Here is a 24,885-nt window from a genome sequence, read left to right on the forward strand (position 1 = left end):
ATGTGGCTGAAGATGCTGTTTTAGAAATTAGTTTTGTAGGTTACAAAACACAATCTATTCCAGTTAAAGGCCTAAGTCCTATTAATGTTACATTGGTTGAAGATGCTGAGCGTGGTACTCGTTCAATCGACAACTCCAATGACCCTCTTTATGTAGTCGATGGAGTTCCTTTGACTGCCGGTTCGATGGCAGACCTTAACCCGAACGATTTCGAGTCAATGAGAATCTTGAAAGACTCGTCTGCAACTGCAATCTATGGTTCTCGTGGTGCAAACGGTGTCGTTCTGATTACTACTAAAAAAGGAACCAAAGGAAAAGCTTCAATTAATTAACGTGAGTTCGACGAATTCAAAACAATGCAAGCTGTGTGTCAATCGTTCTCATGACATTGATACACGGCTTCTTTGGAAAGCAGCAATATGCGGCAATTGCACTCAATAGGTTGACAATAAAATTATCAAAAGTTCCATGCCTTGAATGTTCCACTTGTGCTATATTTTTGAGTTCATTTCGCTAATCACCAATTTTATAAGCATTTACAATTTGGCGAACTCACGTTAAGATATTAATTTTATGATAGTATCATATAAAATATTGGGATCATTATTCCAACCAACAGATACCATTTGCCTCTTCCAGCTATGCCATTCTTTCCTTTAATCATAAAAAGTCCGGATATGGCAAAGAATACAAGTGAAAAAGCGAAGAAATCGCCCATAAAGCTCCATCCATTTACACGATTGCAATGAAGCCTGTTAAACCAGTATATTACAGGACGTTTCTCATGAGTTTCGTATTCTGTGACACCTGTAAACGAGTTATATATTCCTACTCCTCCTTCCAGCATGATTCTGAAGTGTTCATCGTCAATTCTAAGAATCTTTTTCAGGTGCGGCAGTCCTGAATCCGAATTCCATTCGGCGATTATTTCATCAGTGTCCATCCCTTTTTTCAATTCCACTCCGGCTTCTGTGGTCTTAAATGCAGGATCCTTTCCGTCCATGTGGTTCAGCAGGAATCCGGACACTCCGTAAACCAAACACAAACCCACCATAAGAAAGCCCAGGTCGCGATGAATAACCCTCAACCAATATGAAAAACTTTTATTCAATGATTTCATAATCGGTTCCTTCCACATAATAGACCGAATAATAATCTTTATTGTTTTCCTTCATCCACTTACGCATGTTATTTATATTGCTCAACTCTGCATCACAAATTTCTCCATCGCTTTCTTGTCTCTGCTTTCCCTTCAGTTCCTCTTCTGCCTGATCAATATATTCTTTTGTAAGTTTATTCTCTTTCAGGACTCCTTTGATGACGAGTTCAGAACCGATAAGCTCGCGGTTGAAGCCGCCGATATTTCCTCTCGCTTCTACACGAATGGATGTCTTCTGGTCATTACCCATAACGAAACATCTGCGTCCCGAATGTTTACATGTGTGTGTCACGAAACCTTTCAGCGTTATTTCCTTACCGACTTCCTTCTCTGCATTCTGAAGGATTTCTTCCACATACAAAGCTTTTGAAACATCAATTCCCTGAGCGACCTGCTCGGTCGTTGAAGATTCTTCTGACTGTTTTTTACTGTTTCCACATGATGTAAATGCCATGCCAACAGTCAGGCATACAACAAAAAAATAAAGTTTTCTCATTTCAATAAAATCTGATTAAGTTTATAATTAATTCATCTCTAAAATTTACTCGAATCTGTTCCTTGGCAATAATAAAAGTGCTATAATACCCGTGATCCCAGCCAATGCTATCACTGAAGATACGATAAGATTCTTGTGAAAGGCTGATCTTTTTCTCATGAATACAAAAAACAGCAGCGCCAATATGACGGACAGTATCCATGCCCATGCCGAGAAATGGAGGACATAACAACCTATATAGCCATTGTCAGGCGAAGCCGGCGACAATATTACAGGGAAAACGACATCCGCTACCTTGTCCCATATTCCAATCTCTTTCTCCTGATGATAAGTTGACAATGACTCTAAAGTAGATGTTTTAAGTCCATAGCAGTCCATAGCTTCAGAGTTGCATACCCTTACTGTCCAATAAAGCATATTGCCCATGATTGTGATGTCATCTTTGGCTATGTCGACAGGACGTATATCCATCCTGACAAATCTGTAGCCGCCGTCCTCATCGCTTTCTACTATACCCAATTCTCCATCCTGCCCGAAGAGATAACCGTAAAATCTCTTGTCGCCGACCTCGCGCATGACAAACCATTTTACAGCAACCTGCTTACTTACTCCGGTATTCCTCACGAAAGGACGTCCGTTCACCATCTTTACATGAAACAACTCGCCTTTGCTGTCCAGACAGAAATAACCTTCTTCATAAGCTTTGCGTACAGTGGGGTTACCCCAAAATGCCTTTGCAGGAAACTCGAATCCTTTTTCCAGAAGTTCTTCGGTAAACATCTTACTCTTGGCATGATTTACAGAGTTGGTCTCGGAATTGACAAAGACCATTTCACTGTCGTCCATTCTGAAATAATCACCCGGCAATGACAAATTTCCCCTTATAGGCATCGCCTCGAGCAATACTCCCATCTTGGGTTGTGGAGAATGAACGTCCGACGGCCTGAAACGATACACCACCTGTTTTGAACGCAGAATCTTAACATCCATTGCATGCCCTTCGAGTGAGTCAGGCAAGTTCCCATTCATGGCCAGTTGTCTGTAGTTCAACAGCGGCAAGAGGGAATCGTATTGCGAACGTGGATAGACATTTCCTTTAACGTCGCGGAAAGCATCCTTCGTCTCACGAAAATCTATTATACATAGCTCTTTCAGCCGTGAACTATAGTACATCAGAGGATATCCATTCGACTCATATACCATTTTCTTTACCAGAGCCGGTATCGACCACGAAGTTATGATTGTGGTCAGAACAAGGATTATCACATATATAATATTCTTAAATCTCATATCCGGATACAGTTTATATTGTTAACGATAAAATCATCTTACTGAATTCCCTGTTTGAATCTGACACACGAATAGAAAGGGAAAACAAACGACGAAACAAGCACAAGAAGCATACCCCATCCAAAGGCTGAATAGGTTTCAGGATAATCAGAGACAAACAGCACAGACAGCAGTCCCACTGAAATCAGCATATTGAATATCCTCTGTTTCCAGCCGGGTTCTACGCATATCCATACCGTAAATCCATATCCGGAAAGACCGGCAGTAACCCACGGCAGGAATTGTGAAACCATCATACACACTACTTCAGTAGGCAGGACCAGGCCGATAATGGCCGACATAAAGATTACACAAGCCAAATACATAGCAAACAATACTCCATAGCCATACAGCAGCATTGCCGATATCAGCCGGGTTTCGCCGGCAGGAAGATGCAAGGTCAGTTTGAGCCTCTTGTTTGTCATTTCAGGGACAAACTGTACTATAGCCATCGAAATGCCTGATAAGGGTATCAGATACATCATCAAGCTTGAGACTGATGCCCCTTGAAATATAAATCCATACCAAATGTTAACCGCCTCTTCTATTCTTATGGCATACGTAATGTCAATATAAGAATATACAGCTACGGCAGCCGACAGGGTAAAAGCTACAAGAATAAACTTTCTTGTCTTCATCCATTCTTTATATGATAGAGCTTTAAACAAATTCATATTATATCATTTTATCATTATCAATATTTTCCGGTAAGGCCAATGAATGCATCCTCAAGAGAGAGTTTCTCTTCTGTAATCTCTTTTACTCCCTTAACAGAGAGCTTTGACAGTACCTCTTTTTTATTTAGGAAAGAATACACTTCCCATTTGTCGCCAAGCATGGACGGATTCCGGAAGTCATTGTCGGCCTCTATTCTGAAATCCGGTCCCGGTGTGATGAACCTGTATCTCTTGAAGTTGTCCATTATCTCCTTGACCGGTTTGTGGAGCAACAGACGGCCGTAATCCATTATCATACAGTCGTCTATAAGCATTTCCATATCTTGGATAATATGCGAAGTCAGGAACACGGTCTTGCTTTCTGCCGATGCATATTCTTTAAGATATTCCACAAAGAGACGGCGATAGCCGGGATCAAGTCCCATAGAAAAGTCATCCAATATCAGCAAATCCGGGTCCTGTGCAAACAAAAGCCCCAAAGCCACCTGCGATCGCTGACCGCAGGACATTGTGGAAATTTTCTGCGTAGGAAGCACTTGCAGTCTTTTCAGAAGTTCATAATATGCCTCCTTTTTCCATTTGGGGAAAAATGCAGAATAGAACTTTTCTATCTGCTGTACATTGAAATACGTATGCTGCACATGCCCTTCCAGCAACAGGCCTACTCTTGATTTTGTGGAAGGACTGATGTTATCCATATCCTCACCAAACAGGCGACATATGCCGGAACGGGGTTTCAGGTAACCATTCAGAATATTTATAATGGTTGTTTTCCCTGTTCCATTCTTACCTAACAGACCTAAAACCTTACCTTTTTCAACATCAAAACTAAGGTCGGCATAAATCAGTCTGTCTCCATAATAATGCGTAATTTTATCACATTCTATAATCTTTTCCATATATGTTATAATTAGAATTTAACTCCTGCCGAAAGACCGCATACCATGTGTTTCTTACCTTTCAGACTTGTATTCAGGGTTATCAGATAAGTAAAATCGACATTTAAAAACAGCGACAGCTTTCTCGTTATTCCTCTTTCACAGCTCAAAGAGGCACAAGACTTTACCTGACTTGCTGTGTTATAATCATACTCCTGCACAAGTAAATTGTCAAGCGAAACCGGTGCTTTCTGATTTTCAGAAACACCGGTATATGTTCCGTCGTCGTTCATATTCCCCCATCCTGTTGAATATCCGCCTGTCAAAGAAAATGTGTAGATATGTTTCTTCCTAAACCAGTTCTTTTTTACGAACAAATCCGCATGTACGGAATTGATGTCCTGCTTTCTGTAGAACGGATATTGGGAAGCTGTTACAAGCCGCGAATAATATCCTGTACCCATACCGGCAGACCAATCGGAACGTCTTATACCGTTCCCTGAAAGAAAAGAATACGTAACGTCTATTCCTTTCCATTCTTTCTCGCCTACTTTATTGCTTCCATAATAAACTATTTGCGACACTCCGTTGGCATCAGTACTTTCTTTATACGAGTTCTCATTATTCTCTAACGATTTGCTGAACACATTCAACTCTATCACATGAAACGAACGAGGTTTTTCTATTATAAGTTTCGACTTGTACTCCGGTCCGGTAGAATTGTGATTACTATAAGTGATTGAAGTGGAGGAACCGGTTCCAAACTGTCCTTTATCCTTATAAAATCCAAACTCGTTAAACCACTTCACCCCGGCCGTTTCCCATAATAGTTGCAAAGCACCACCGTTGGTCCGTGTAAACAATGGAAGAGCATTGGAAGTATAGCCACTCTCACCGAACAATTCGCTACGCCCATAAAATCCACCGAAGCTTATTAGCGAAGTATATTGCCTGTCGGTATTGCCATAGATATTAAATGAAACCCTCTGAATGTTTCTTCTGTAAACATAGACTGAACCGAAAGTTACATTATCTGTGATTTTATATTTGCCTCCCAAAGACAGGCCTAAATCCATCATCGAATTCTGATGCCTCAAATCCTTGAACTTGGCATAATTCTCGACGGCATATTCCACGGAAGCTCCCAGTGAAGTCCTTGAGTTCAGCGAATATCCTGCTTTTCCGATCAATGAATACCGTTCCCTGCGTTTTGTCCCTGCATTGGACTTATCCATCTCTACAATATCAAAAGGAGTATGTTCCGGATTGATAAAGGCAGAACCTGACATGTTCTTGCCTTTATCCGTTTCATAAGATATTGCACCTGACAGCATCAGACGTTCACTAAAACGATAATACGATTCTGTCCTTATCTCAAAATCCTTGCTGTCGTCAGACTGATAATAATTCACCATATCACCTTTACGAATATGGCAGTTCAGTTTCAGATATGACAGGTTCGGACATTTTACGTCTGTCAGGAAAGAAGCATTTTTGCTCTGTGATGCATGAAACTTCAGAACCGTCTCGTTATAATCCATATCTGTAACCGCAGGATAATTATCAGCATGGGCAGGCATGGCAACGAGAATCATTATTCCCGTTGCCATTGCCATCCTAAGATTGTCGGTATTCACCAAATACATAATCAAATCAGTTTCTTAATGAGGCCTTGCTTCTCTGATGGAAATCGGCTGTAGAATTGTTTGTGTCCATATAAACTATTCTTGCACCATTCTTTATTGAAGCTTCAGCGTCTATTCCGCTTGGGTCGGTAGAATCATCTACACCGAACGAATAATTGTATACAAGTTTGCCCTCATTCTCTTTAATTGCTTCAGTAGCTTCCTTGTCAACGTTCCTGTAAAGAGTGTAGCCCATCTTGGCTGTCATTTCCACATAACCTGCATCAATTGTAGGCAGAAGCCTTTTCTGATTATTGGGCTGTCCTTTTGCAAAAACTTCAATTCCGTCGACAACCCATTCCACAGGAACTTTTCTGCGAACCTGATTGGAGCCGTACATGTTCTCATTATCCGGATTGTCAACGAACTCCTTGAGAGTCGTTCCCTGAGGACGGACGATATAGAATGCCGGACCGGAGTTGCTCAGAGGCCATGCATTGCCCAATCCGTAATTATAAACCTTCAAATAGTGTTCTGTAGGTATTAATTCGGAAGGGGTTGGATAATAAGCAGTGTTGCTGTAATCCTCAATGTCATAACAGCAATAATACTCGCTGTTTGCATAATTGATTGACTGTGAATAGGTCTTTGTATTATCTACAGCCCCGCAGATTGCGATGACGATCTGTTTCCCGGGTTCCAGTTTTACATTATTCTCAAAATACCACAAACCGTTTCCGGCCGGAATCCATCCTTCAGAAGCGTAAAAGAGTTCTCCATTAACATAATCTTTATTGGCAGCTTGCGAGTTGTAAGGATTTACCATGGCAAGGGCAAAATCGCTTATATCGATAGTTGCAGATGAATTGTTGTAGAGTATTACATACTGATCTTTCGCAAAAGATCCCGAACCGTCGTCCATCGGACATCCGCCTACGTATAGTTCTTTGATTACTACCGACCCGCCTTTGGAAAGTTTCAGATCTATGAAAGCCTCCACATTTTCCGTGGCGGCATTTACATTGCTATTTACCCCGTTAAAAAGACAAACTTCTGCATCTATCACTCTTTGTTCGGAAGCAGATGCCTCATATATGCCATTGGGTACCTCGAATAGAGCCGTACCTTCGGCACCGGTCTTTTCTGAAAACACTGCACCGGTAGAAGTATTCTTCAATGAAACTTCCACTCCTTCTGACGGACCATACCCTTCGGGATACACCAGCTGAATCTTTACATTACTTAATTCATATTGCGGATTGTCTTCATCCGTACATGAATAGACTGACAAACCAAGCATCAGCATGCTTAAAATGAAAAATTGTTTTCTCATAATCGTTATAATTTTAGTTTAAATGAAATTCCATAATTAAAGGGAGCAATCAGGCTTGAGTCAAACAATGACATTTCGTTTCCTGTCTGCGCATTTTTTATTTTTTGCTTGCTGTAGAAAAAGTTATTTGCAAAGAATGAGACCGTGAGGTATTTGCCTATTTCTTTTGATACATTAAGATTGGCAGAGAAATAAGGTGCATAACTCTGTTTCTTGAATATATACCCATAACTGCTCTTAACGGCAAGTTTTGTCAACTCATTGTATAAGTCCTTGTCGTGATCGCAGGCCCACAACAGTTTCTCCATGAACGGGACTTTAGTTTCCATGTCATCGCGCGACACATAATACAATGGATAAGTCACCGCATAATTGTTGCCATCATAAATGTCTTTATCGGTGGCGGACGGCAGATAATCTCCTCTATTGTCGATTACATAACTTCTTGTTCCGTCACCATACTCACTCAGATTCCGGCGGGTATTCATGAATGTACCTTCAAAACGCAACGAGAAAATCATTCTCAACTTAGGAATATGTGTGATAAAAGTCATATTTGTGTTCAGCCGTCTGCTTTCGAAGCCATTATAATTGCCTGTTCCACCGACATAATATCCGATATACTTGTAGGGCTGGCCGTCTGAACTTGTAAGGTCTACTCCGGATGGCACAACGACTTCATCCACACCCTTGTATCTGTAATACTTCCCGTCTATTCGCACCGAAGTGTTTACAGACCTGATCTTGTCAAAATCCAATACCCATTCCAATCCCATCCTTGAAGATGAAGAGCCGTTTATACTCATACTTACAGACTGAAAGTCCTTTACGACCTTGTAATCCGCTTCCTGAGAGGGGAGCATTCCGGTCTTGTCGGACACGGTGACAACACCCGTATTGCGATCAATGGTATAAATCCTGTCAGGAGAAGGAATCGGACACGCCTCCAATGCACTTTGGCCTGTGAGCTTATAATCGAACGGAGAATAAAACCTTGTATGGGAATACGGATTCATCATGCTGTTATAATAGAAAGACAATGAGATTCTTACCCCTTTCAACTTTATATCTGCTCCCAATTCACGCATTATGCTGTATTGCCACTTCAATGATGAGTTATATACGGGAGTGACAGGGTGAGTGTGGTAAGCATAATAGGTGGTTCCGTCGGCCATTGTTCCGGGGGCAAATGCCAGCCTGTCCACATACGTTTCTTTGGGGTACAGTATCTCAAACGAAGGAAGTTTTACGGCCTTGCCCCATCCCATTCTGAAAGTCGCACCTCTGAAGAAGCCGGTATCGGTATTGCCGAAAGAATATTTTGCACTGATCCTGGGGGACAGGCTCGAAGCAGTTCCGTACGCCGAACCGGATATTATTGTCATATCATTTCTCAGACCTGCTTTCAGGTTCAGAGTGGAGTTTCTGAATGCGAAGTTTAAATCCTCCTCTATATATGAAGCCCAGTTGTTCATAAACGGCAGCTCATCGTACCTGTACTCCCTCCAACTTGGGGCGACAGACATATCCGTATAGTATTCTCCCCTTCCTAAATTCCCGTCGGACTTCAACTCGGAGCCCAACAACAGATTACCGGTCAGATTTCCCGTTTTATGTGTCCATCGGGCTTTTATGTAAACCGAATAATTTATCGGACGGTTATCATTGTAAGTAGTGACATACCAGTATCCCACCGGCAAAAGAATGATTGGCGACGAAGGATTGTCCTCATACTTGGAAGCGACGAAATATCCTTCTTCTGTGGTATGCAGAGCCGGCATGGCAGACGATGCGGACTTGTTTGCCTTCACTTCTGACGTCTTGTCCGAATAGGAGAAACTCATTCCCCACCTCAGATTTGAAAGCCGGTTGGAATTTATCATATAGTTGAAAGCCATACTGCCCCACAAGGCATTGTCTCTTTCCTTGGTATACGTTTCCTTGAATGCGTCAGGGTCTGATTCCGAGTTCAATCCGCCCACATTACCATTCAGACTGAAGTCCATGGAAAGGCTCCGTCCCGACGGATAATTAACCGCATTGGAATACTTAAGTCCAAAAGCATTTCTTATATACGAAGTAAACGGAGATGCGATATCAGAAACGGAACGTACCCGTTCGTATGACAGATTGACTATTCCTCTTTTTCCTCCAAGATCAATCCCCTTGCTCAGTGAATATGACTGTGTATTGGGGCGTACAGAGATATTTGCCCAAAGAGGGCTTTTACCTTTTTGGGTTATTATCCTGACGACGCCGTTTGTCAAGTCGCCATATTCTACGGAAGGAACTCCGGTAATGACATCTATTCTTTCCACATTGTTATTACCCACATTCCTCAAATCTGTTCCACCGGTAGACGTTGTTGCATTACCGGAAAGTCTGACTCCATCCATTTCGACAACAGTTCCAAAATCCGGATTCCCCATCTCCGGGGTTTCACCTCTTAACGTAACGGTCTGTCCTGATGAAGTCAGGGTTTTATATTTGTTTGTCTGTTCGCCCGGCAACAGACTTAAGGCATCTGTCACGCTTACACTTTGCAAATGGTCCAATGCTGTCCTGTTCAGAGTATAAGCAGTGGCTGCATCATTTGCCTTTCTCTCAGCCGTAACGGTCACCTCATCCAAAGCCAGAGATGTTTCAGAAAGATAAAAAAGCACGTCTATATTATTCCTGAGATATATTTTTTTCTTTTTCTCCGTATAGCCCAGACATCTGATGATAATTTCATAATTACCATTAGACAGATTATTTATAAGAAAACTCCCATTTGCATCTGTCAAAGTGCCTATACCTGTACCCTCAATCCATACGGTTGCAAATTCTATAGCCTTTTTAGATTTTATATCAAGTACCTTACCTGATATATTGTATGAAAATCCCATGAAAGGAGTGATTAAGAACACTGATATTGACAATAATTTAGCTCTCATAAAATGCCTTTAATTTTTTCTGTGCAAAATTATTGCAGTGCAAAAATGTGAGCAATACCTAAAAATGGGTATTTTGTTTCTGGACTTTAAAGTCTCCTTTGGGGAAGTTTTATTAACTAATACCTCAAAGAATAGTTTACTGATATGCTTCCTGCCTGTTTTTCTTAAGCAGTTCTTCTATATCTGATTCTCTATATAGAATTCACAAGTGATTATCACAAAAGAGAAAAAGTGAAGATGGATGAAATGCACTTTTGCGAATATAGGAAAGAAGTTGGAAAACTCTCGGAGTTTTCGGAAAGATTCTTAAGAAAGTTTTGGAAAAAACCGAGAGCTTCGGCGGAGCTTCTTAAGAGTTTTGCCTTACACTCTCTTTTTCTTTTTTTTCGCGGAAACTTCTGGAGTAAAAAAGGATAAGAATAATCCTAATCCCAGCCTTGCTCATATGGTCAGGATTAATCTCTGTGACTTTATTCTGAGAACATAGCGATAATCGTTTAAAGGTTATAATTCAGCACTATAAATTTGATATATTTATTGCTATGTACCTACTAATCCAATGAGTAAATTAATCCTTATTTCGAACTCACCTTAAAGTATCATTCGTATAAGTCGTCAAAACTGGTTGCAAACAAATAATTTAAAGCTGTTGAAAACTTGTTTATGGATTTTAGTAAAATCCTTGCCCGTAATTGTAGAGAAATGCGTACTTTTACAACCGTTTATACAACTAAGGTGTAAATGGCAGCAGAAGAAGCGACTTACCATATTCCCGTGTTGCTGAAGCCCAGTGTGGACGGCATGGATATCCACCCGGACGGCACGTACATCGACGTGACTTTCGGCGGTGGCGGACACTCGCGTGAAATCCTGTCCCGATTGGGCGATGGAGGACGCCTGCTGAGCTTCGATCAGGACGAGGATGCCGAACGTAACATTATAGACGACCCACACTTTACCTTTGTACGCAGCAACTTCCGCTACTTGAACAACTTTCTGCGCTACTATGGTGTAAAGCAGGTGGACGCCGTCTTGGCCGACTTAGGTGTGTCGTCCCATCACTTCGACGACAGCGAACGGGGTTTCTCCTTCCGCTTCGATGGCCAGTTGGACATGCGCATGAATAAACGGGCAGGCCTGACGGCGGCCGATGTGGTGAACACTTACGACGAGGAGCGCATAGCAGACATATTCTATCTTTACGGCGAATTGAAGAATAGTCGCAAACTGGCCGCCCTGCTGGTGAAAGCGCGTGCGGTGCAAAAAATCATCACTATCGGCGACTTCTTAGACATCGTGAAGCCCTTCTTCGGCCGTGAACGTGAGAAAAAGGAGTTGCCCAAGGTGTTTCAGGCCCTGCGCATCGAGGTGAACCAAGAGATGGAGGCCCTGAAAGAAATGCTTTATGCCGCTACCGAGGCTTTGCGGCCGGGCGGGCGGCTGGTGGTTATCACCTATCATTCGCTGGAGGATCGCATGGTGAAGAACATCATGAAGACGGGCAATGTAGAGGGCAAAACGGAGAGAGATTTCTACGGCAACGTGCAAACGCCTTTCCGGCCGGTAAACAACAAAGTCATCATACCTGCTGATGAGGAGATAGCCCGCAACCCCCGTTCACGCAGTGCCAAACTGAGAATAGCAGAAAAACGATGAGATAAAGGAACTATTGCAATGGAAACGATACAAGAAAACGTCGCTCAGCCGGGAAAGAAGAAAAGCAAGCATGCTTCCTGGAAAAGTATTGTGGGAGGAGATATCTTAGCTACGGACTTTTTCCGCCGTCAGACCAAACTGCTGGTACTGGTTATGGTGCTTATCATTTTCTACATCCACAACCGCTATGCTTGCCAACAGCAGATGATTGAGATTGATCGACTGAAGAAGGAACTGACTGACATCAAGTACAATGCCTTGACCCGCAGTTCCGAACTGATGGAACGTAGCCGTCAATCGCGTATCGAGGAGTACATCTCCACCCGCGAAAGCGACTTGCAGACAGCGACTAATCCTCCTTATCTGATAAAGTAAAACCACAATCCGCAACGATAGTCATGGCTGTAAACAAGAAAAATATTATGACTCGCTACTTCTTCGTCGTGCTGTTGATGTCGCTGATGGGGATAGCGGTGGTAGGCAAGGCCTGTCTTATCATGTTTGCCGAGCAGGGCTACTGGAAAGATGTAGCCGACCGTTTTGTACGTGAGGGCGTACCTGTCAAGCCCAACCGGGGCAATATTCTTTCGGCCGACGGTAAGCTGATGGCCAGTTCCCTGCCCGAATACCGCATCTACATGGATTTCAAGGCTGGCGGATACCAGAAGGACACTATGCTGATGAACCATCTGACAGAAATTTGCGAGGGTCTTCACAAAATCTTTCCTGATCGGAGTGCTGCTCAGTTTAAGGCCCACTTGCTGAAGGGTCGTAAGGAGGGAAGCCGCAACTACTTGATTTATCCCAAGCGCATCTCCTACATCCAGTATAAAGAGGCGAAGCGCTTGCCTGTATTCAACTTGAACAAATATAGAGGCGGCTTTCACGAGTTAGCTTATAACCAGCGTAAGAAACCATTTGGCTCGCTGGCTGCACGTACACTGGGCGACCTATATGCCGACACGGCTCAAGGGGCTAAGAACGGCATCGAACTGGCCTTCGACTCCCTACTGAAAGGTAAGGAAGGAATCACTCACCGCCAGAAGGTGATGAACAAGTTTTTGAATATCGTGGATCGTCCGCCTGTAGATGGTTGCGACATCATTACTACCATTAATGTAGATATGCAGGATATCTGTGAAAAGGCATTAGTGGACAAACTGAAAGAACTGGAAGCCGTATCGGGCGTAGCCATTCTGATGGATGTACCCACAGGAGACGTAAAGGCCATTGTCAATATGACACGCGGACAGGACGGTAACTATTATGAGATGCGCAACCTGGCTATCAGCAACCTGCAAGAACCGGGTTCTACCTTCAAGACCGCTTCCATTATGGTGGCACTGGAAGATGGGAAAATCACGCCAGATTACATTGTCGATACCGGTAACGGCATCAAGAAAATGTATGGCCAGGCTATGCGTGACCACAACTGGCATCGCGGAGGTTATGGGGCTATCGACGTGAACCGTATCATGGAGGTGTCCTCTAATATCGGTGTGTCAAGCATCATTGACAAGTATTATAAGAACGACCCGCAAAAGTTTGTGGACGGTTTGAAGCGTATGAGTATTGACCAGCCGCTGCACTTGCAAATTCCAGGCGAAGGCACGCCTAACATCAAAGGACCTAAAGAAAAATATTTTGCCAAGACTACCTTGCCGTGGATGAGTATAGGCTACGAGGTGCAGTTGCCGCCCATTAATATTCTGACCTTTTACAATGCCATCGCTAACAACGGTACTATGGTTCGTCCACGTTTCGTGACCAAGGCTGTAAAAGACGGCGATACGGTAGAGGAATTCCCTGTCGAGATTATCAATGAGAAGATATGCTCGGATCATACTTTGGAGCAGATACGCACTATCCTACGCAACGTTGTAAGTCATGGATTAGCCAAACCAGCAGGAAGCGACCAGTTTAACGTGTCGGGAAAGACGGGTACGGCGCAGATTTCGCAGGGAGCGGGAGGCTACAAGAGTGGCGTGCGCAACCATCTGGTCAGCTTTTGCGGTTACTTTCCCTCGGAGCAGCCCCGCTACAGCTGCATCGTCTCCATTCAAATCAACAAAGGTATTGCCTCGGGTGGTGGAATGGCAGGAAGTGTTTTCGGCAAGATTGCAGAACGTGTCTATGCCAAGAACCTCCATTTCGACCTGAGCAATGCTGTAGACAGTACGACCAACGTTATTCCAGAAGTTAAGGCTGGCAATATGAATGAAACGGTTTGGGTGCTGGAAGACCTGAAAGTACCGGTACAGAAAGATTTTAAGCTATCGGATAGTAAGACTACTTGGGGGCATGCACAACAGTCACCCAACGCGGTTATCTTGCAGACAGGAGAAGATAAATCAGGATTGGTGCCGAACGTGATAGGGATGGGAGCCAAAGATGCCGTCTACTTGCTGGAAAGCAAAGGGCTGGCTGTACAGCTCTACGGTATCGGAAAGGTAAGGAGCCAATCCATAGCAGGAGGCAACAGGCTGGTGAAAGGACAGACCGTCACCCTCCAACTAAGACAATAAACGAATGAAAACATTTTAATGAATGACATGAAACTGAACGAACTTTTGAAAGTTATACAACCGGTAGAAGTCGCCGGAAGTACAGACATTGAAATAACCGGAGTGAACATCGACTCGCGTTTGGTGAGAGCCGGACACCTTTTCATGGCAATGCGCGGTACGCAGACTGACGGACACTCCTACATACCTTCGGCAATTAACAAAGGGGCAGTTGCCATTCTTTGCGAAGAAATGCCGGAGCAGACAACTCCTGGCGTAACGTATATTCGGGTGAAGGACAGCGAGGATGCGGTTGGCAAGCTGGCAACCTCTTTCTATGGTGACCCGACTTCCAAGATGGAGCTGGTTGGGGTGACAGGTACAAATGGGAAGACAACCATTGCCACCTTATTATATAATGTATTCCGCTACTTTGGTTATAAGGTTGGTTTGATTTCTACCGTATGCAATTACATTGATGACCAACCGGTGCTCACCGACCACACAACTCCCGATCCCATCACATTGAACTGCCTGTTGGGACAGATGGCCGATGCCGGCTGCAAGTATGCCTTTATGGAAGTCAGTTCGCATTCCATTGACCAGAAACGTATCAACGGTTTGCGTTTTGCCGGAGGCATTTTCACCAACCTGACGCGCGACCATCTGGATTATCATAAGACGGTGGAAAACTACTTGAAAGCCAAGAAGAAGTTCTTCGACGACATGCCTAAGAATGCCTTCAGTCTGACTAATCTGGACGACAAGAACGGACTGGTGATGACACAAAACACTCGTTCGCACGTATATACTTACTCTTTGCGCAGCTTAAGCGACTTCAAAGGACGTGTATTGGAGTCGCATTTCGAAGGCATGTTGCTCGATTTCAACAATCACGAAGTGGCCGTTCAGTTTATTGGACGCTTCAACGCATCCAATCTGCTGGCCGTATTCGGTGCCGCCGTATTGTTGGGAAAAAAGGAAGAGGACGTGTTGGTGGCACTGAGCACTCTGCATCCGGTAGCTGGACGTTTCGATGCTGTTCGTTCACCGGATAAAGGTTTTACCGCCATCGTGGACTATGCTCATACACCCGATGCGTTGGTTAATGTACTGAATGCCATTCACGGTGTAATGGAAAGAAAAGGTAAGGTCATCACCGTAGTAGGAGCTGGTGGGAACCGTGACAAAGGTAAACGCCCTATCATGGCCAAAGAAGCCGTCCGCTTGAGCGACCGTGTTATCATAACGAGCGATAATCCCCGTTTCGAAGAGCCTCAGGACATCATCAACGACATGCTGGCCGGACTCGACAAGGAAGACATGCAGAAGACACTCAGCATTGTGGACCGCCGCGAAGCAATCAAAACTGCCTGTATGTTGGCACAGTCCGGCGATGTTGTATTGGTAGCCGGTAAGGGACATGAGAACTATCAGGAAATAAAGGGCGTGAAACATCATTTCGATGATAAAGAAGAACTCCAGAAGATCATGAACTGAAGAATGATTGTTAATTGTACATTGTAAATTATTCATTGCCATGTTATATTACTTATTCCATTGGCTTGACCAATATGATTTCCCCGGTGCAGGTATGTTTGGCTACACCTCGTTTCGCGCGTTGATGGCCGTCATTGTGGCTCTGCTCATTTCCACCATCTATGGAGATAAATTTATTCATTTGCTGAAACGAAAACAGATTACCGAAACCCAACGTGATGCCAGTATCGATCCATTTGGTGTGAACAAGGTGGGGGTACCCAGTATGGGAGGAGTTATTATTATTTTTGCTACCCTTATTCCTTGTCTGCTATTGGGCAAATTGGGAAATATCTACATGATACTGATGCTTATCACCACCATCTGGTTGGGTTCACTGGGTTTCGCTGATGATTACATTAAGATATTCAAAAAAGACAAGGAAGGTCTGCATGGCAAATTCAAAATTATCGGTCAGGTGGGCCTTGGTTTGATTGTGGGGTTAACTCTTTATCTCAGTCCACAAGTTGTGATTCGTGAAAATATTGAAGTGGAACAACCGGACGGACAGATAGAAATTGTCCATGCTGCCAAAGAAATCAAGGCTACGCAAACTACCATTCCTTTCTTCAAAAGCAACAATTTGGATTATGCCGACATCATGTTTTTTTGCGGCGACCATGCTCAAACTGTCGGATGGATCTTGTTCGTCATCGTCACCATTTTCGTAGTTACAGCTGTAAGTAACGGTGCGAATTTGAATGACGGTATGGACGGTATGGCAGCGGGCAATTCAGCCATTATCGGACTGACGTTGGGCATTTTGGCCTACGTGTCGAGCCACATTGAATACGCGGGCTATCTGAATATCATGTATATTCCCGGTTCCGAAGAATTGGTAATCTTCGTTTGTGCCTTTATCGGTGCACTTATCGGTTTCCTGTGGTACAATGCCTATCCGGCACAGGTATTCATGGGTGATACGGGCAGCCTCACCATTGGAGGTATCATAGCCGTCTTTGCCATCATTATCCACAAGGAATTACTGATTCCTATTCTTTGTGGAGTGTTTTTGGTAGAAAATCTTTCGGTTATTTTGCAAAGAGTCTATTACAAGGCTGGTAAACGGAAAGGTGTCAAGCAACGTTTGTTCAAGCGCACCCCGATACATGATCATTTCCGTACCGGTATGAACCTGATAGAGCCAGGATGTCGTGTTGTATTTACCAGACCTGAACAACTGTTCCATGAATCGAAGATTACCGTCCGTTTTTGGATCGTGACCATCATTTTGGCAGCTGTTACTATTATTACGTTGAAGATTAGATAATATAGATATGAACAGAATTGTAGTTTTAGGAGCCGGCGAAAGCGGTGCAGGTGCTGCCGTGTTGGCAAAAGTGAAAGGTTTCGATACTTTTGTCTCAGACATGGGTGCTATCAAAGACAAGTACAAAGAGCTGTTGAATAAATATGATATTCCTTGGGAAGAAGGCGGACATACGGAAGAAAAGATTTTGAATGCCAACGAAGTCATCAAGAGCCCGGGTATTTCTAATGATGCTCCGATGATTTTGAAGCTGAAAGCACAGGGTACGCCTGTCATTTCTGAGATTGAGTTTGCAGGACGCTATACGAATGCCAAAATGATTTGTATTACAGGGTCGAATGGAAAAACGACAACTACTTCACTCATATATCACATTTTCAAGAGTGCAGGGATGAATGTCGGGTTGGCGGGTAATATTGGAAACAGTCTGGCCTTGCAGGTTGCTACTGAGCAGCATGACTATTATGTTATTGAGTTGAGTAGTTTTCAATTGGATAATATGTATAAGTTCCGCGCTAATATTGCTGTGCTGATGAACATTACGCCCGACCATTTGGATCGTTACGATCACTGCATGCAGAATTATGTGGATGCCAAATTCCGCATTACTCAGAATCAAACGGAAGAAGATGCCTTTGTTTATTGGAATGATGACCCCATTATTCGTCGTGAGTTGGATAAACATGGACTAAGAGCACAGTTATATCCTTTTTCTGCTGTTAAAAAAGATGGAGCTATTGCTTATGTAGAAGATGGAGAGGTGGAAATCAATACGCCTATCGCTTTTAACATGGAGCAGGAAAAACTGGCTTTACATGGTACGCATAATTTATATAACTCGTTGGCTGCCGGTATCTCGGCTAATCTGGCAGGGGTGAAGAATGAGGATATTCGCAAGGCTTTGTCCGACTTCCAAGGAGTTCCTCACCGATTGGAAAAAGTTGCTACAGTACGTGGTGTACATTTTATTAACGACTCAAAAGCTACTAACGTTAATTCCTGTTGGTATGCTTTGCAAAGTATGACAACTAAAACAGTGTTGATATTAGGTGGGAAAGATAAAGGGAATGATTATAAGGAGATAGAAAGTCTGGTATGTGAGAAATGTTCGGCATTGGTCTATTTAGGATTGCATAACGAAAAGTTACACGATTTTTTTGACCGTTTAGGATTACCGGTAGCTGATGTACAAACTGGCATGAAGGATGCTGTAGACGCTGCCTATCGTTTGGCCAAGAAGGGAGAAACGGTGTTGTTGAGTCCTTGCTGCGCTTCGTTCGACTTGTTTAAGAGCTACGAAGATCGTGGCGATCAGTTCAAATCCTGTGTACAAAGTTTATAAACTGTTTTAAAAAGAATAGACATCTTAAATTAGAATAAAGTGGATTTATTAAAAAGCATATTCAAAGGCGACAAGGTGATATGGATTATCTTCTTGGTGCTCTGCCTTATTTCCATTACAGAAGTATTTTCCGCAGCATCTACACTTACTTATAAAAGTGGTGACCATTGGGGACCGATTACCCAACACACGATTCTGCTTTCTATTGGAGCATTGATTGTTGTGTTTGTACATAATATTCCTTATAAATGGTTTCAAGCGCTTCCATACCCTCTGTTGTTGGTCTCAGTTGTGCTGTTGCTCTTTGTCATGATTACAGGAGTTGTAACAGGCAACTACATTAATGGCGCTGCTCGTTGGATGACTTTCATGGGGGTACAGTTTCAGCCTTCGGAATTGGCTAAGATGGGTGTCATTATGGGGACTGCTGTTATTTTATCACACGGACAAAATGAATCGGGAGCATCTCCTAAAGCTTTTAAGCGTATCATGATCATGACATGTATTGTTTGCGGTCTTATTTTGCCGGAGAATTATTCTACTGGTATATTGCTTTTTGGTACCGTTTATTTGATGATGTTCATCGGACGTGTACAGGCTAAGAAACTGATATTATTAGGAGGAGGCTTGATTGGCGCAGCAGTGCTGTTTGTGTCTTTTTTATTGGTCACACCTAATGATACATTGAAAAAGATTCCAATGGGGCACCGTTTTACTACGGTGAAAGCACGTATTGTAGATTTTGCTTATGCTAAAGAGGTACCTGCTGCAAAGTTTGATATTGATGGGGATGCTCAGGTAGCTCATGCTCGTATTGCTGTAGCTACCAGTCATGTTATCGGGAAAGGGCCAGGAAATTCAGTACAGCGAGACTTCCTTAGTCAAGCTTTTTCAGATTTCATTTATGCTATTATTATTGAAGAGCTGGGGCTTATTGGTGGTATTGTCGTTGTTTTTCTCTATATTTGTCTATTGATACGTGTGGGACGTATCGCTAAGAAGTGTGATCGAACTTTTCCAGCTTTTTTGGTTATTGGCATAGGCCTTCTGTTGGTGACGCAGGCTTTGTTCAATATGATGGTGGCTGTAGGTTTGGCACCTGTTACGGGACAACCGTTGCCACTTATCAGTAAAGGTGGTACTTCGACTTTTATTAACTGTGCTTATATCGGTATGATATTGAGTGTCAGTCGATATACTTCTCAGTTGGAAGAGCAGAAACAACATGATGCTCAGATCCCGATGCAAGTAGAAGCTGCTGTTGCAGACGTCGCGTCCGTTCAAGCCCAGGAAGAGGCAGAAGAACCGACTTCAAAACTGTTAAACAGTGACAGTGAGTTCAATTAAAAAGAGTTCAAAAACAAAGGTGAAAATGAAAGATTACATTAAGAATAATGATAAAGCTCCGCGTATTATTATCAGCGGTGGTGGTACAGGAGGACATATTTTTCCAGCTGTATCTATAGCCAATGCCATTCGTGAGTTGCGTCCCGATGCTGAGATCCTTTTTGTGGGTGCAGAAGGGAGGATGGAGATGCAACGTGTACCCGATGCTGGTTATCGTATTATTGGTTTGCCGGTAGCAGGGTTTGACCGTCAGCATTTGTGGAGGAACTTCTCTGTACTCCTTAAATTGTTGCGTAGCCAATGGAAAGCACGCAAGATTATCAAGGGATTCCGCCCACAAGTAGTGGTGGGTGTAGGTGGATATGCCAGTGGCCCGACTTTGAAGACAGCAGGTATGATGGGAATACCAACTCTGATACAAGAGCAGAACTCTTATGCCGGAGTCACCAACAAATTGTTGGCTCAAAAGGCAGATCGCATTTGTGTGGCTTATGAAGGCATGGAAAAGTTTTTCCCTTCTGAGAAAATTTTGTTAACGGGAAACCCTGTAAGACAATCGCTACTGGATAATCAAATTACACGTGAAGCTGCGGCTTCTGCATTTGGCTTTAATCCTGACTTGAAGACAGTTCTTGTATTAGGTGGAAGTTTGGGAGCACGTACTATCAATCAGACGTTAGTGGCAGGACTGGCTCTTATGAAAGCACATCCCGAAGTGCAGTTTATTTGGCAAACGGGTAAGATATATATAGACCAGGTAAAAGCTGCCATTACTGCTTTTACGGGAGAGGCTGTGCGCAATGCGCGAGTGGGCAATATTCCTAACTTGTATGTGACGGACTTCATCAAAAATATGAATAATGTCTATACTTTAGCTGATTTGGTTATTTCACGTGCTGGGGCAGGTTCTATTTCAGAGTTCTGTCTTTTAGGAAAGCCGGTTATTCTTGTTCCTTCGCCTAATGTTGCTGAGGATCATCAAACAAAAAATGCGTTGGCATTGGTCAACAAGGATGCAGCCCTTTATGTGAAAGATGCCGAAGCACAGGAAAAGTTGCTTGATACGGCTATAGAAACTGTTGCTGATGATGAATTACTGACACGATTAAGTGTTAATATTACCAAGTTGGCTTTGCCTGACTCTGCCCGTATTATTGCTGAAGAAGTATTGAAATTGATAAAATAAAGCATCTTGTTATGAATATAGAAACTATGCAATCCGTTTATTTTCTTGGTGCCGGTGGAATTGGTATGAGTGCTTTGATACGCTACTTCCTCTCGCACGGCAAGCGTGTGGCTGGATACGATCGAACGCCCAGCGAACTGACTGCGCGGCTTGTGGAAGAAGGAGCGGTTATTCATTATGAAGAGGATGTCAATCAAATACCGGAATGGTGTAGAGATGCAGCTACGACTTTGATTGTCTATACTCCGGCCATTCCAAATGAACATGCTGAATTGAATTACTTCCGCACGAACGGTTTTGAGATACATAAACGTGCTCAGGCATTGGGTATTATTACCCGTAGGAGTAAGGCTCTTTGTGTGGCTGGTACACACGGCAAGACCACAACTAGTACAATGGCCGCACACTTGCTTCAACAATCGCATGTAGGTTGTACAGCTTTCTTAGGCGGCATTTCAAAGAATTACGGTACTAATTTGTTATTGTCGCAGGAGAGTCCTTATACAGTAATTGAAGCCGATGAGTTTGATCGTTCCTTTCACTGGTTGTCACCTTATATGAGTGTTATTACTGCTACCGACCCTGACCATTTGGATATTTATGGTACTTGGGAGGCATATTTGGAAAGTTTTCGTCACTATACGACACTTATTCAGCCAGGAGGAGTACTCATTCTTCACGAAGGACTTGCCTTGAAGCCCGACGTGCAGCCTGGTGTCAAGGTTTATACTTACAGCCGCGACCACGGAGACTTCCATGCTGAGAACATCCGCATTGGCGGAGGTGAAATCTTTATGGATTTTGTGGCGCCTGATACGCGTATCTGTGATGTCCAATTGGGAGTACCTGTCAGTATCAATATAGACAATGGGGTGGCTGCTATGGCATTGGCCCATTTGAATGGTGTTACTGATGAAGAAATTAAGCGAGGCATGGCTAATTTCCGTGGTGTGGATCGTCGTTTTGATTTTAAATTGAAAACAGATCGTATCGTTTTTATCAGTGACTATGCCCATCATCCGGCAGAAATTGCCCAAAGTGTACGATCTATTCGTGAACTATATCGGGACAAGAAGATAACGGCTGTTTTTCAGCCTCATCTTTACACACGTACCCGTGATTTTTATCGCGAGTTTGCAGATAGTCTTTCGTTGCTTGACGAAGTAATCCTTACAGATATTTATCCTGCTCGTGAAGAACCTATTCCAGGTGTAAGCAGCCGGCTAATTTATGATCAGTTACGTCCCGGTATTGAAAAGTGTCTTTGTCGCAAGGAGGATGTACCTGCTTTGCTCGAAACAAAGAATATCGAAGTTCTGATTGTATTGGGTGCCGGTGATATGGATAACTATGCTCTTCAAATTACGCGTTTGCTGGAACAACGATGTTAACAGGTATATACATAGTAAATTCATTCGAGTGTTATAATCGCGGATACGGTCAAGACATCAGAAATAACGAAGAAATATGATAAGAAGAATTTTACTGACAATTGTCCTGCTATTGGTCAGCGCCTATCTGATTGTAGCCGTTACAGCTTTTAATTGGAAGCCGAAAGCAGCCGTTTGTGCCGATTTGGAACTGGTCATTAAGGATACTGTTTACGCAGGCTTCATTACAAAAAAGGAGGTTTTGTCCATGCTTCGCAAGGAAAAGCTTGATCCTGTAGGTTGCAACTTGGATGAAATATGTACGGATTGTCTTGAGAAAGTTTTGTCTGCTCATCCGCTTATCGACCGTGTAGAGTGCTACAAAACTCCCAGTGGAAAAGTCTGTACAGAGATTAGTCAGCGTATCCCCATCATGCGTGTTATGGGCAGTCGTGGCAATAATTATTATTTGGATAACAAGGGAACGATTATGCCCTCTGGCACAAAATGTGTGGCTCATGTTCCTTTGGCTACGGGACATATAGAAAAGTCTTTCGCCATGGAGAAATTATATAAGTTTGGTGTATTTTTGCAGCAGAATCCCTTTTGGAATGCTCAGATTGAACAAATTTATATTTGTGCCGATCAGACAGTAGAACTTGTTCCTCGTGTAGGTGACCATCTCATTTATTTGGGTGAATTAAAGGACTACGATCGCAAATTGGAACGTCTTAAGGAATTCTACCAAAAGGCCCTTAATAAAGTAGGATGGAACAAATATTCGCGTATTAATGTGGAATTCAATAACCAGATTATTTGCACCAAATGAGACTGAATACAGAAAAGATTAATAAAACAATAATAAAGGAAGATATATATGGCAACAACAGAATTCATCGCAGCCATTGAGCTCAGTTCTTCTAAGATTTCCGGTATTGCCGGACGCAGGAATAGTGACGGAAGCATTCAGGTGTTGGCCTATGCCACTGAGGAGGCATTCTCTTTTGTGCGCAAAGGGGCTGTTTATAACATTGGTAAAGCTGCACAGGCATTGACTACTATCATTAACCGACTGGAAGATCAACTCAAAAGCCCTATTGCGAAAGTCTATGCTGGTATTGGTGGGCAGTCTTTACGTACTGTCAAAAATGTCGTGAGCCGCACACCCGAAACGGAAGTCATTTCGCAGGAACTCATTGATACCCTTTGTGACGAAAACTTGGCTTGTCCCATCGTCGACATGGATATTCTCGACGTGGCGCCACAAGAATACAAGATAGACAATAATCTTTATGCCGATCCTGTAGGCGTTACTGGTAAATCTATAACCGGACAATTCCTTAATATCATGGCTCGCTCTTCACTCAAGAAAAATCTTGAGTTAAGTTTTGAACAAGCCAAGATTGAACTCACTGACCTGCTTACGGCTCCTACTGCTTTGGCTCAAGCTGTCTTGACGGAGAATGAACTTCGTTCAGGGTGTGCTCTTATTGATTTGGGTGCAGACACCACTACAGTTATGGTATATAAGAATAATATCTTACGTTATCTTAGTGTAATTCCTTTAGGGGGTAACAACATCACCCGTGACATCGCCACTTTGAAAATGGAAGATGAAGAGGCCGAGAAGCTAAAGCTCAGCTATGGAGATGCTCTCTACAAGGAGGACGAAGAGGCGGAAACACCGGCTGCATGTACTACAGAAGATGGACGGAGTATTCCTCTTGCTGACTTGAATGAGATTGTTGCTGCACGTACAGAAGAAATTTTGGCTAATGTTTGGAATCAACTTCAGCTTTCCGGTTATGAAGACAAGCTTTTAGCCGGTATTGTGCTGACTGGAGGCACTTCCAATCTACGTAATATTGAGGACGCGATGCTTAAGGTTTGTAAGGTAAGTAAAATTAGAATTGCTTCTTCTGTTCAGGAAACGATCCGTGGCTATAATGAGCAAATCAAGAAAAACGGAACACAGAATACCCTTTTGGCCTTGCTCATTGCGGGTAAGGATAACTGTTGTCTGCAAAAAGAGCCGCAGCCTGTTCTAGTACAATCTGAGCCAGCTAAAACTATTGATGTTGGTAAAACGGAAGAACAAGTGGAAGAGACTACATCAGAAAAAACGGAAGGATCCGAAAGTAGGAACGGGAATAAGAAAGGCACTTGGCTTAAGAGCAAAGTTGAAAATTTTGTCAAAGATTTGTTTGACGATGAGAAAATGTAACCATTAAAAGCAAG

Annotated in this window: 19 protein-coding genes and 2 pseudogenes; 12 read left to right on the forward strand and 9 right to left on the reverse strand. The window is 43.1% G+C overall.

Annotated elements, in window-relative coordinates; all coding sequences use genetic code 11:
* Positions 1 to 2: 2 nt before the first annotated feature.
* A pseudogene (locus Q0Z70_RS07560) lies at positions 3 to 329 on the forward strand (TonB-dependent receptor plug domain-containing protein); the annotation flags it as partial.
* Positions 330 to 348: 19 nt separating this feature from the next.
* Here Q0Z70_RS07560 and Q0Z70_RS07565 read toward each other — a convergent pair.
* From Q0Z70_RS07565 to Q0Z70_RS07605, 9 genes and pseudogenes are all read right to left on the reverse strand, one after another.
* A pseudogene (locus Q0Z70_RS07565) lies at positions 349 to 510 on the reverse strand (IS982 family transposase); the annotation flags it as partial.
* A 61-nt stretch (positions 511 to 571) separates the two neighbouring features.
* Positions 572 to 1,120 carry a PepSY-associated TM helix domain-containing protein gene (locus Q0Z70_RS07570; RefSeq protein WP_298073491.1) on the reverse strand — a complete coding sequence of 183 codons (549 nt, stop codon included), beginning with the start codon at positions 1,118 to 1,120 and terminating at the stop codon, positions 572 to 574.
* Complete coding sequence (locus Q0Z70_RS07575; protein ID WP_298073492.1) at positions 1,104 to 1,514, reverse strand: hypothetical protein; 411 nt, start codon at positions 1,512 to 1,514, stop codon at positions 1,104 to 1,106. Before Q0Z70_RS07575 ends, Q0Z70_RS07570 begins: the two co-directional genes overlap by 17 nt.
* 186 nt (positions 1,515 to 1,700) lie before the next feature.
* A complete protein-coding gene (locus tag Q0Z70_RS07580; protein WP_298073493.1) occupies positions 1,701 to 2,858 on the reverse strand; it encodes a DUF4857 domain-containing protein in 1,158 nt (385 codons plus the stop codon).
* A 125-nt stretch (positions 2,859 to 2,983) separates the two neighbouring features.
* A complete protein-coding gene (locus tag Q0Z70_RS07585) occupies positions 2,984 to 3,622 on the reverse strand; it encodes a hypothetical protein (protein ID WP_298073494.1) in 639 nt (212 codons plus the stop codon).
* 56 nt (positions 3,623 to 3,678) lie between these two features.
* Entirely contained in the window at positions 3,679 to 4,560 is an 882-nt protein-coding gene (locus Q0Z70_RS07590; protein ID WP_298073495.1) for an ABC transporter ATP-binding protein, read from the reverse strand.
* Positions 4,561 to 4,571: 11 nt separating this feature from the next.
* Positions 4,572 to 6,149 (reverse strand): DUF6850 family outer membrane beta-barrel protein, encoded by a 1,578-nt coding sequence (locus Q0Z70_RS07595; protein WP_298073496.1) that lies wholly within the window; start codon positions 6,147 to 6,149, stop codon positions 4,572 to 4,574.
* Positions 6,150 to 6,192: 43 nt separating this feature from the next.
* Positions 6,193 to 7,497: a DUF4876 domain-containing protein gene (locus Q0Z70_RS07600; RefSeq protein WP_298073497.1), complete on the reverse strand. Its 1,305-nt coding sequence runs from the start codon at positions 7,495 to 7,497 to the stop codon at positions 6,193 to 6,195.
* A gap of 5 nt (positions 7,498 to 7,502) precedes the next feature.
* Positions 7,503 to 10,433 carry a carboxypeptidase-like regulatory domain-containing protein gene (locus Q0Z70_RS07605; protein ID WP_366807202.1) on the reverse strand — a complete coding sequence of 977 codons (2,931 nt, stop codon included), beginning with the start codon at positions 10,431 to 10,433 and terminating at the stop codon, positions 7,503 to 7,505.
* Between the two features lie 741 nt (positions 10,434 to 11,174).
* Here Q0Z70_RS07605 and rsmH point away from each other — a divergent pair.
* From rsmH to ftsA, 11 genes are all read left to right on the forward strand, one after another.
* Positions 11,175 to 12,089 carry a 16S rRNA (cytosine(1402)-N(4))-methyltransferase RsmH gene (gene rsmH / locus Q0Z70_RS07610; RefSeq protein ID WP_298073498.1) on the forward strand — a complete coding sequence of 305 codons (915 nt, stop codon included), beginning with the start codon at positions 11,175 to 11,177 and terminating at the stop codon, positions 12,087 to 12,089.
* Between the two features lie 18 nt (positions 12,090 to 12,107).
* A complete protein-coding gene (locus Q0Z70_RS07615; protein WP_298073499.1) occupies positions 12,108 to 12,464 on the forward strand; it encodes an FtsL-like putative cell division protein in 357 nt (118 codons plus the stop codon).
* A 47-nt stretch (positions 12,465 to 12,511) separates the two neighbouring features.
* Positions 12,512 to 14,614, forward strand: coding sequence for a penicillin-binding protein (locus Q0Z70_RS07620; RefSeq protein ID WP_298073500.1), 2,103 nt, complete (start codon positions 12,512 to 12,514; stop codon positions 14,612 to 14,614).
* A gap of 27 nt (positions 14,615 to 14,641) precedes the next feature.
* Positions 14,642 to 16,093: a UDP-N-acetylmuramoyl-L-alanyl-D-glutamate--2,6-diaminopimelate ligase gene (locus tag Q0Z70_RS07625; RefSeq protein ID WP_298073517.1), complete on the forward strand. Its 1,452-nt coding sequence runs from the start codon at positions 14,642 to 14,644 to the stop codon at positions 16,091 to 16,093.
* A 40-nt stretch (positions 16,094 to 16,133) separates the two neighbouring features.
* A complete protein-coding gene (mraY, locus tag Q0Z70_RS07630) occupies positions 16,134 to 17,402 on the forward strand; it encodes a phospho-N-acetylmuramoyl-pentapeptide-transferase (RefSeq protein ID WP_298073501.1) in 1,269 nt (422 codons plus the stop codon).
* A gap of 7 nt (positions 17,403 to 17,409) precedes the next feature.
* Entirely contained in the window at positions 17,410 to 18,744 is a 1,335-nt protein-coding gene (gene murD, locus Q0Z70_RS07635) for a UDP-N-acetylmuramoyl-L-alanine--D-glutamate ligase (RefSeq protein WP_298073502.1), read from the forward strand.
* A 39-nt stretch (positions 18,745 to 18,783) separates the two neighbouring features.
* A complete protein-coding gene (locus tag Q0Z70_RS07640; RefSeq protein ID WP_298073503.1) occupies positions 18,784 to 20,091 on the forward strand; it encodes an FtsW/RodA/SpoVE family cell cycle protein in 1,308 nt (435 codons plus the stop codon).
* A 25-nt stretch (positions 20,092 to 20,116) separates the two neighbouring features.
* On the forward strand, positions 20,117 to 21,277 hold the full coding sequence (gene murG / locus Q0Z70_RS07645; RefSeq protein ID WP_298073504.1) for an undecaprenyldiphospho-muramoylpentapeptide beta-N-acetylglucosaminyltransferase: 1,161 nt from the start codon (positions 20,117 to 20,119) through the stop codon (positions 21,275 to 21,277).
* 11 nt (positions 21,278 to 21,288) lie between these two features.
* On the forward strand, positions 21,289 to 22,668 hold the full coding sequence (gene murC / locus Q0Z70_RS07650) for a UDP-N-acetylmuramate--L-alanine ligase (RefSeq protein ID WP_298073505.1): 1,380 nt from the start codon (positions 21,289 to 21,291) through the stop codon (positions 22,666 to 22,668).
* A gap of 76 nt (positions 22,669 to 22,744) precedes the next feature.
* Positions 22,745 to 23,476: a cell division protein FtsQ gene (locus Q0Z70_RS07655; RefSeq protein ID WP_298073506.1), complete on the forward strand. Its 732-nt coding sequence runs from the start codon at positions 22,745 to 22,747 to the stop codon at positions 23,474 to 23,476.
* 48 nt (positions 23,477 to 23,524) lie between these two features.
* Positions 23,525 to 24,871 (forward strand): cell division protein FtsA, encoded by a 1,347-nt coding sequence (ftsA, locus tag Q0Z70_RS07660; protein WP_298073507.1) that lies wholly within the window; start codon positions 23,525 to 23,527, stop codon positions 24,869 to 24,871.
* The last annotated feature ends 14 nt before the right edge of the window (positions 24,872 to 24,885 follow it).

It is taken from the genome of uncultured Bacteroides sp. (genome assembly GCF_947632445.1).
Taxonomy (GTDB): Bacteria; Bacteroidota; Bacteroidia; order Bacteroidales; family Bacteroidaceae; genus Bacteroides.

Excerpts from the sequence above, each read along its gene's own strand:
- Q0Z70_RS07570 (WP_298073491.1), bottom strand. The coding sequence starts at position 1,120 with ATGAAATCATTGAATAAAAGTTTTTCATATTGGTTGAGGGTTATTCAT.
- Q0Z70_RS07580 (WP_298073493.1), bottom strand. The coding sequence starts at position 2,858 with ATGGTATATGAGTCGAATGGATATCCTCTGATGTACTATAGTTCACGG.
- Q0Z70_RS07585 (WP_298073494.1), bottom strand. The coding sequence starts at position 3,622 with ATGAAGACAAGAAAGTTTATTCTTGTAGCTTTTACCCTGTCGGCTGCC.
- Q0Z70_RS07590 (WP_298073495.1), bottom strand. The coding sequence starts at position 4,560 with ATGGAAAAGATTATAGAATGTGATAAAATTACGCATTATTATGGAGAC.
- Q0Z70_RS07595 (WP_298073496.1), bottom strand. The coding sequence starts at position 6,149 with ATGGCAACGGGAATAATGATTCTCGTTGCCATGCCTGCCCATGCTGAT.
- Q0Z70_RS07600 (WP_298073497.1), bottom strand. The coding sequence starts at position 7,497 with ATGAGAAAACAATTTTTCATTTTAAGCATGCTGATGCTTGGTTTGTCA.
- Q0Z70_RS07605 (WP_366807202.1), bottom strand. The coding sequence starts at position 10,433 with ATGAGAGCTAAATTATTGTCAATATCAGTGTTCTTAATCACTCCTTTC.
- rsmH (WP_298073498.1), top strand. The coding sequence starts at position 11,175 with ATGGCAGCAGAAGAAGCGACTTACCATATTCCCGTGTTGCTGAAGCCC.
- Q0Z70_RS07615 (WP_298073499.1), top strand. The coding sequence starts at position 12,108 with ATGGAAACGATACAAGAAAACGTCGCTCAGCCGGGAAAGAAGAAAAGC.
- Q0Z70_RS07620 (WP_298073500.1), top strand. The coding sequence starts at position 12,512 with ATGACTCGCTACTTCTTCGTCGTGCTGTTGATGTCGCTGATGGGGATA.
- Q0Z70_RS07625 (WP_298073517.1), top strand. The coding sequence starts at position 14,642 with ATGAAACTGAACGAACTTTTGAAAGTTATACAACCGGTAGAAGTCGCC.
- mraY (WP_298073501.1), top strand. The coding sequence starts at position 16,134 with ATGTTATATTACTTATTCCATTGGCTTGACCAATATGATTTCCCCGGT.
- murD (WP_298073502.1), top strand. The coding sequence starts at position 17,410 with ATGAACAGAATTGTAGTTTTAGGAGCCGGCGAAAGCGGTGCAGGTGCT.
- murG (WP_298073504.1), top strand. The coding sequence starts at position 20,117 with ATGAAAGATTACATTAAGAATAATGATAAAGCTCCGCGTATTATTATC.
- murC (WP_298073505.1), top strand. The coding sequence starts at position 21,289 with ATGAATATAGAAACTATGCAATCCGTTTATTTTCTTGGTGCCGGTGGA.
- Q0Z70_RS07655 (WP_298073506.1), top strand. The coding sequence starts at position 22,745 with ATGATAAGAAGAATTTTACTGACAATTGTCCTGCTATTGGTCAGCGCC.
- ftsA (WP_298073507.1), top strand. The coding sequence starts at position 23,525 with ATGGCAACAACAGAATTCATCGCAGCCATTGAGCTCAGTTCTTCTAAG.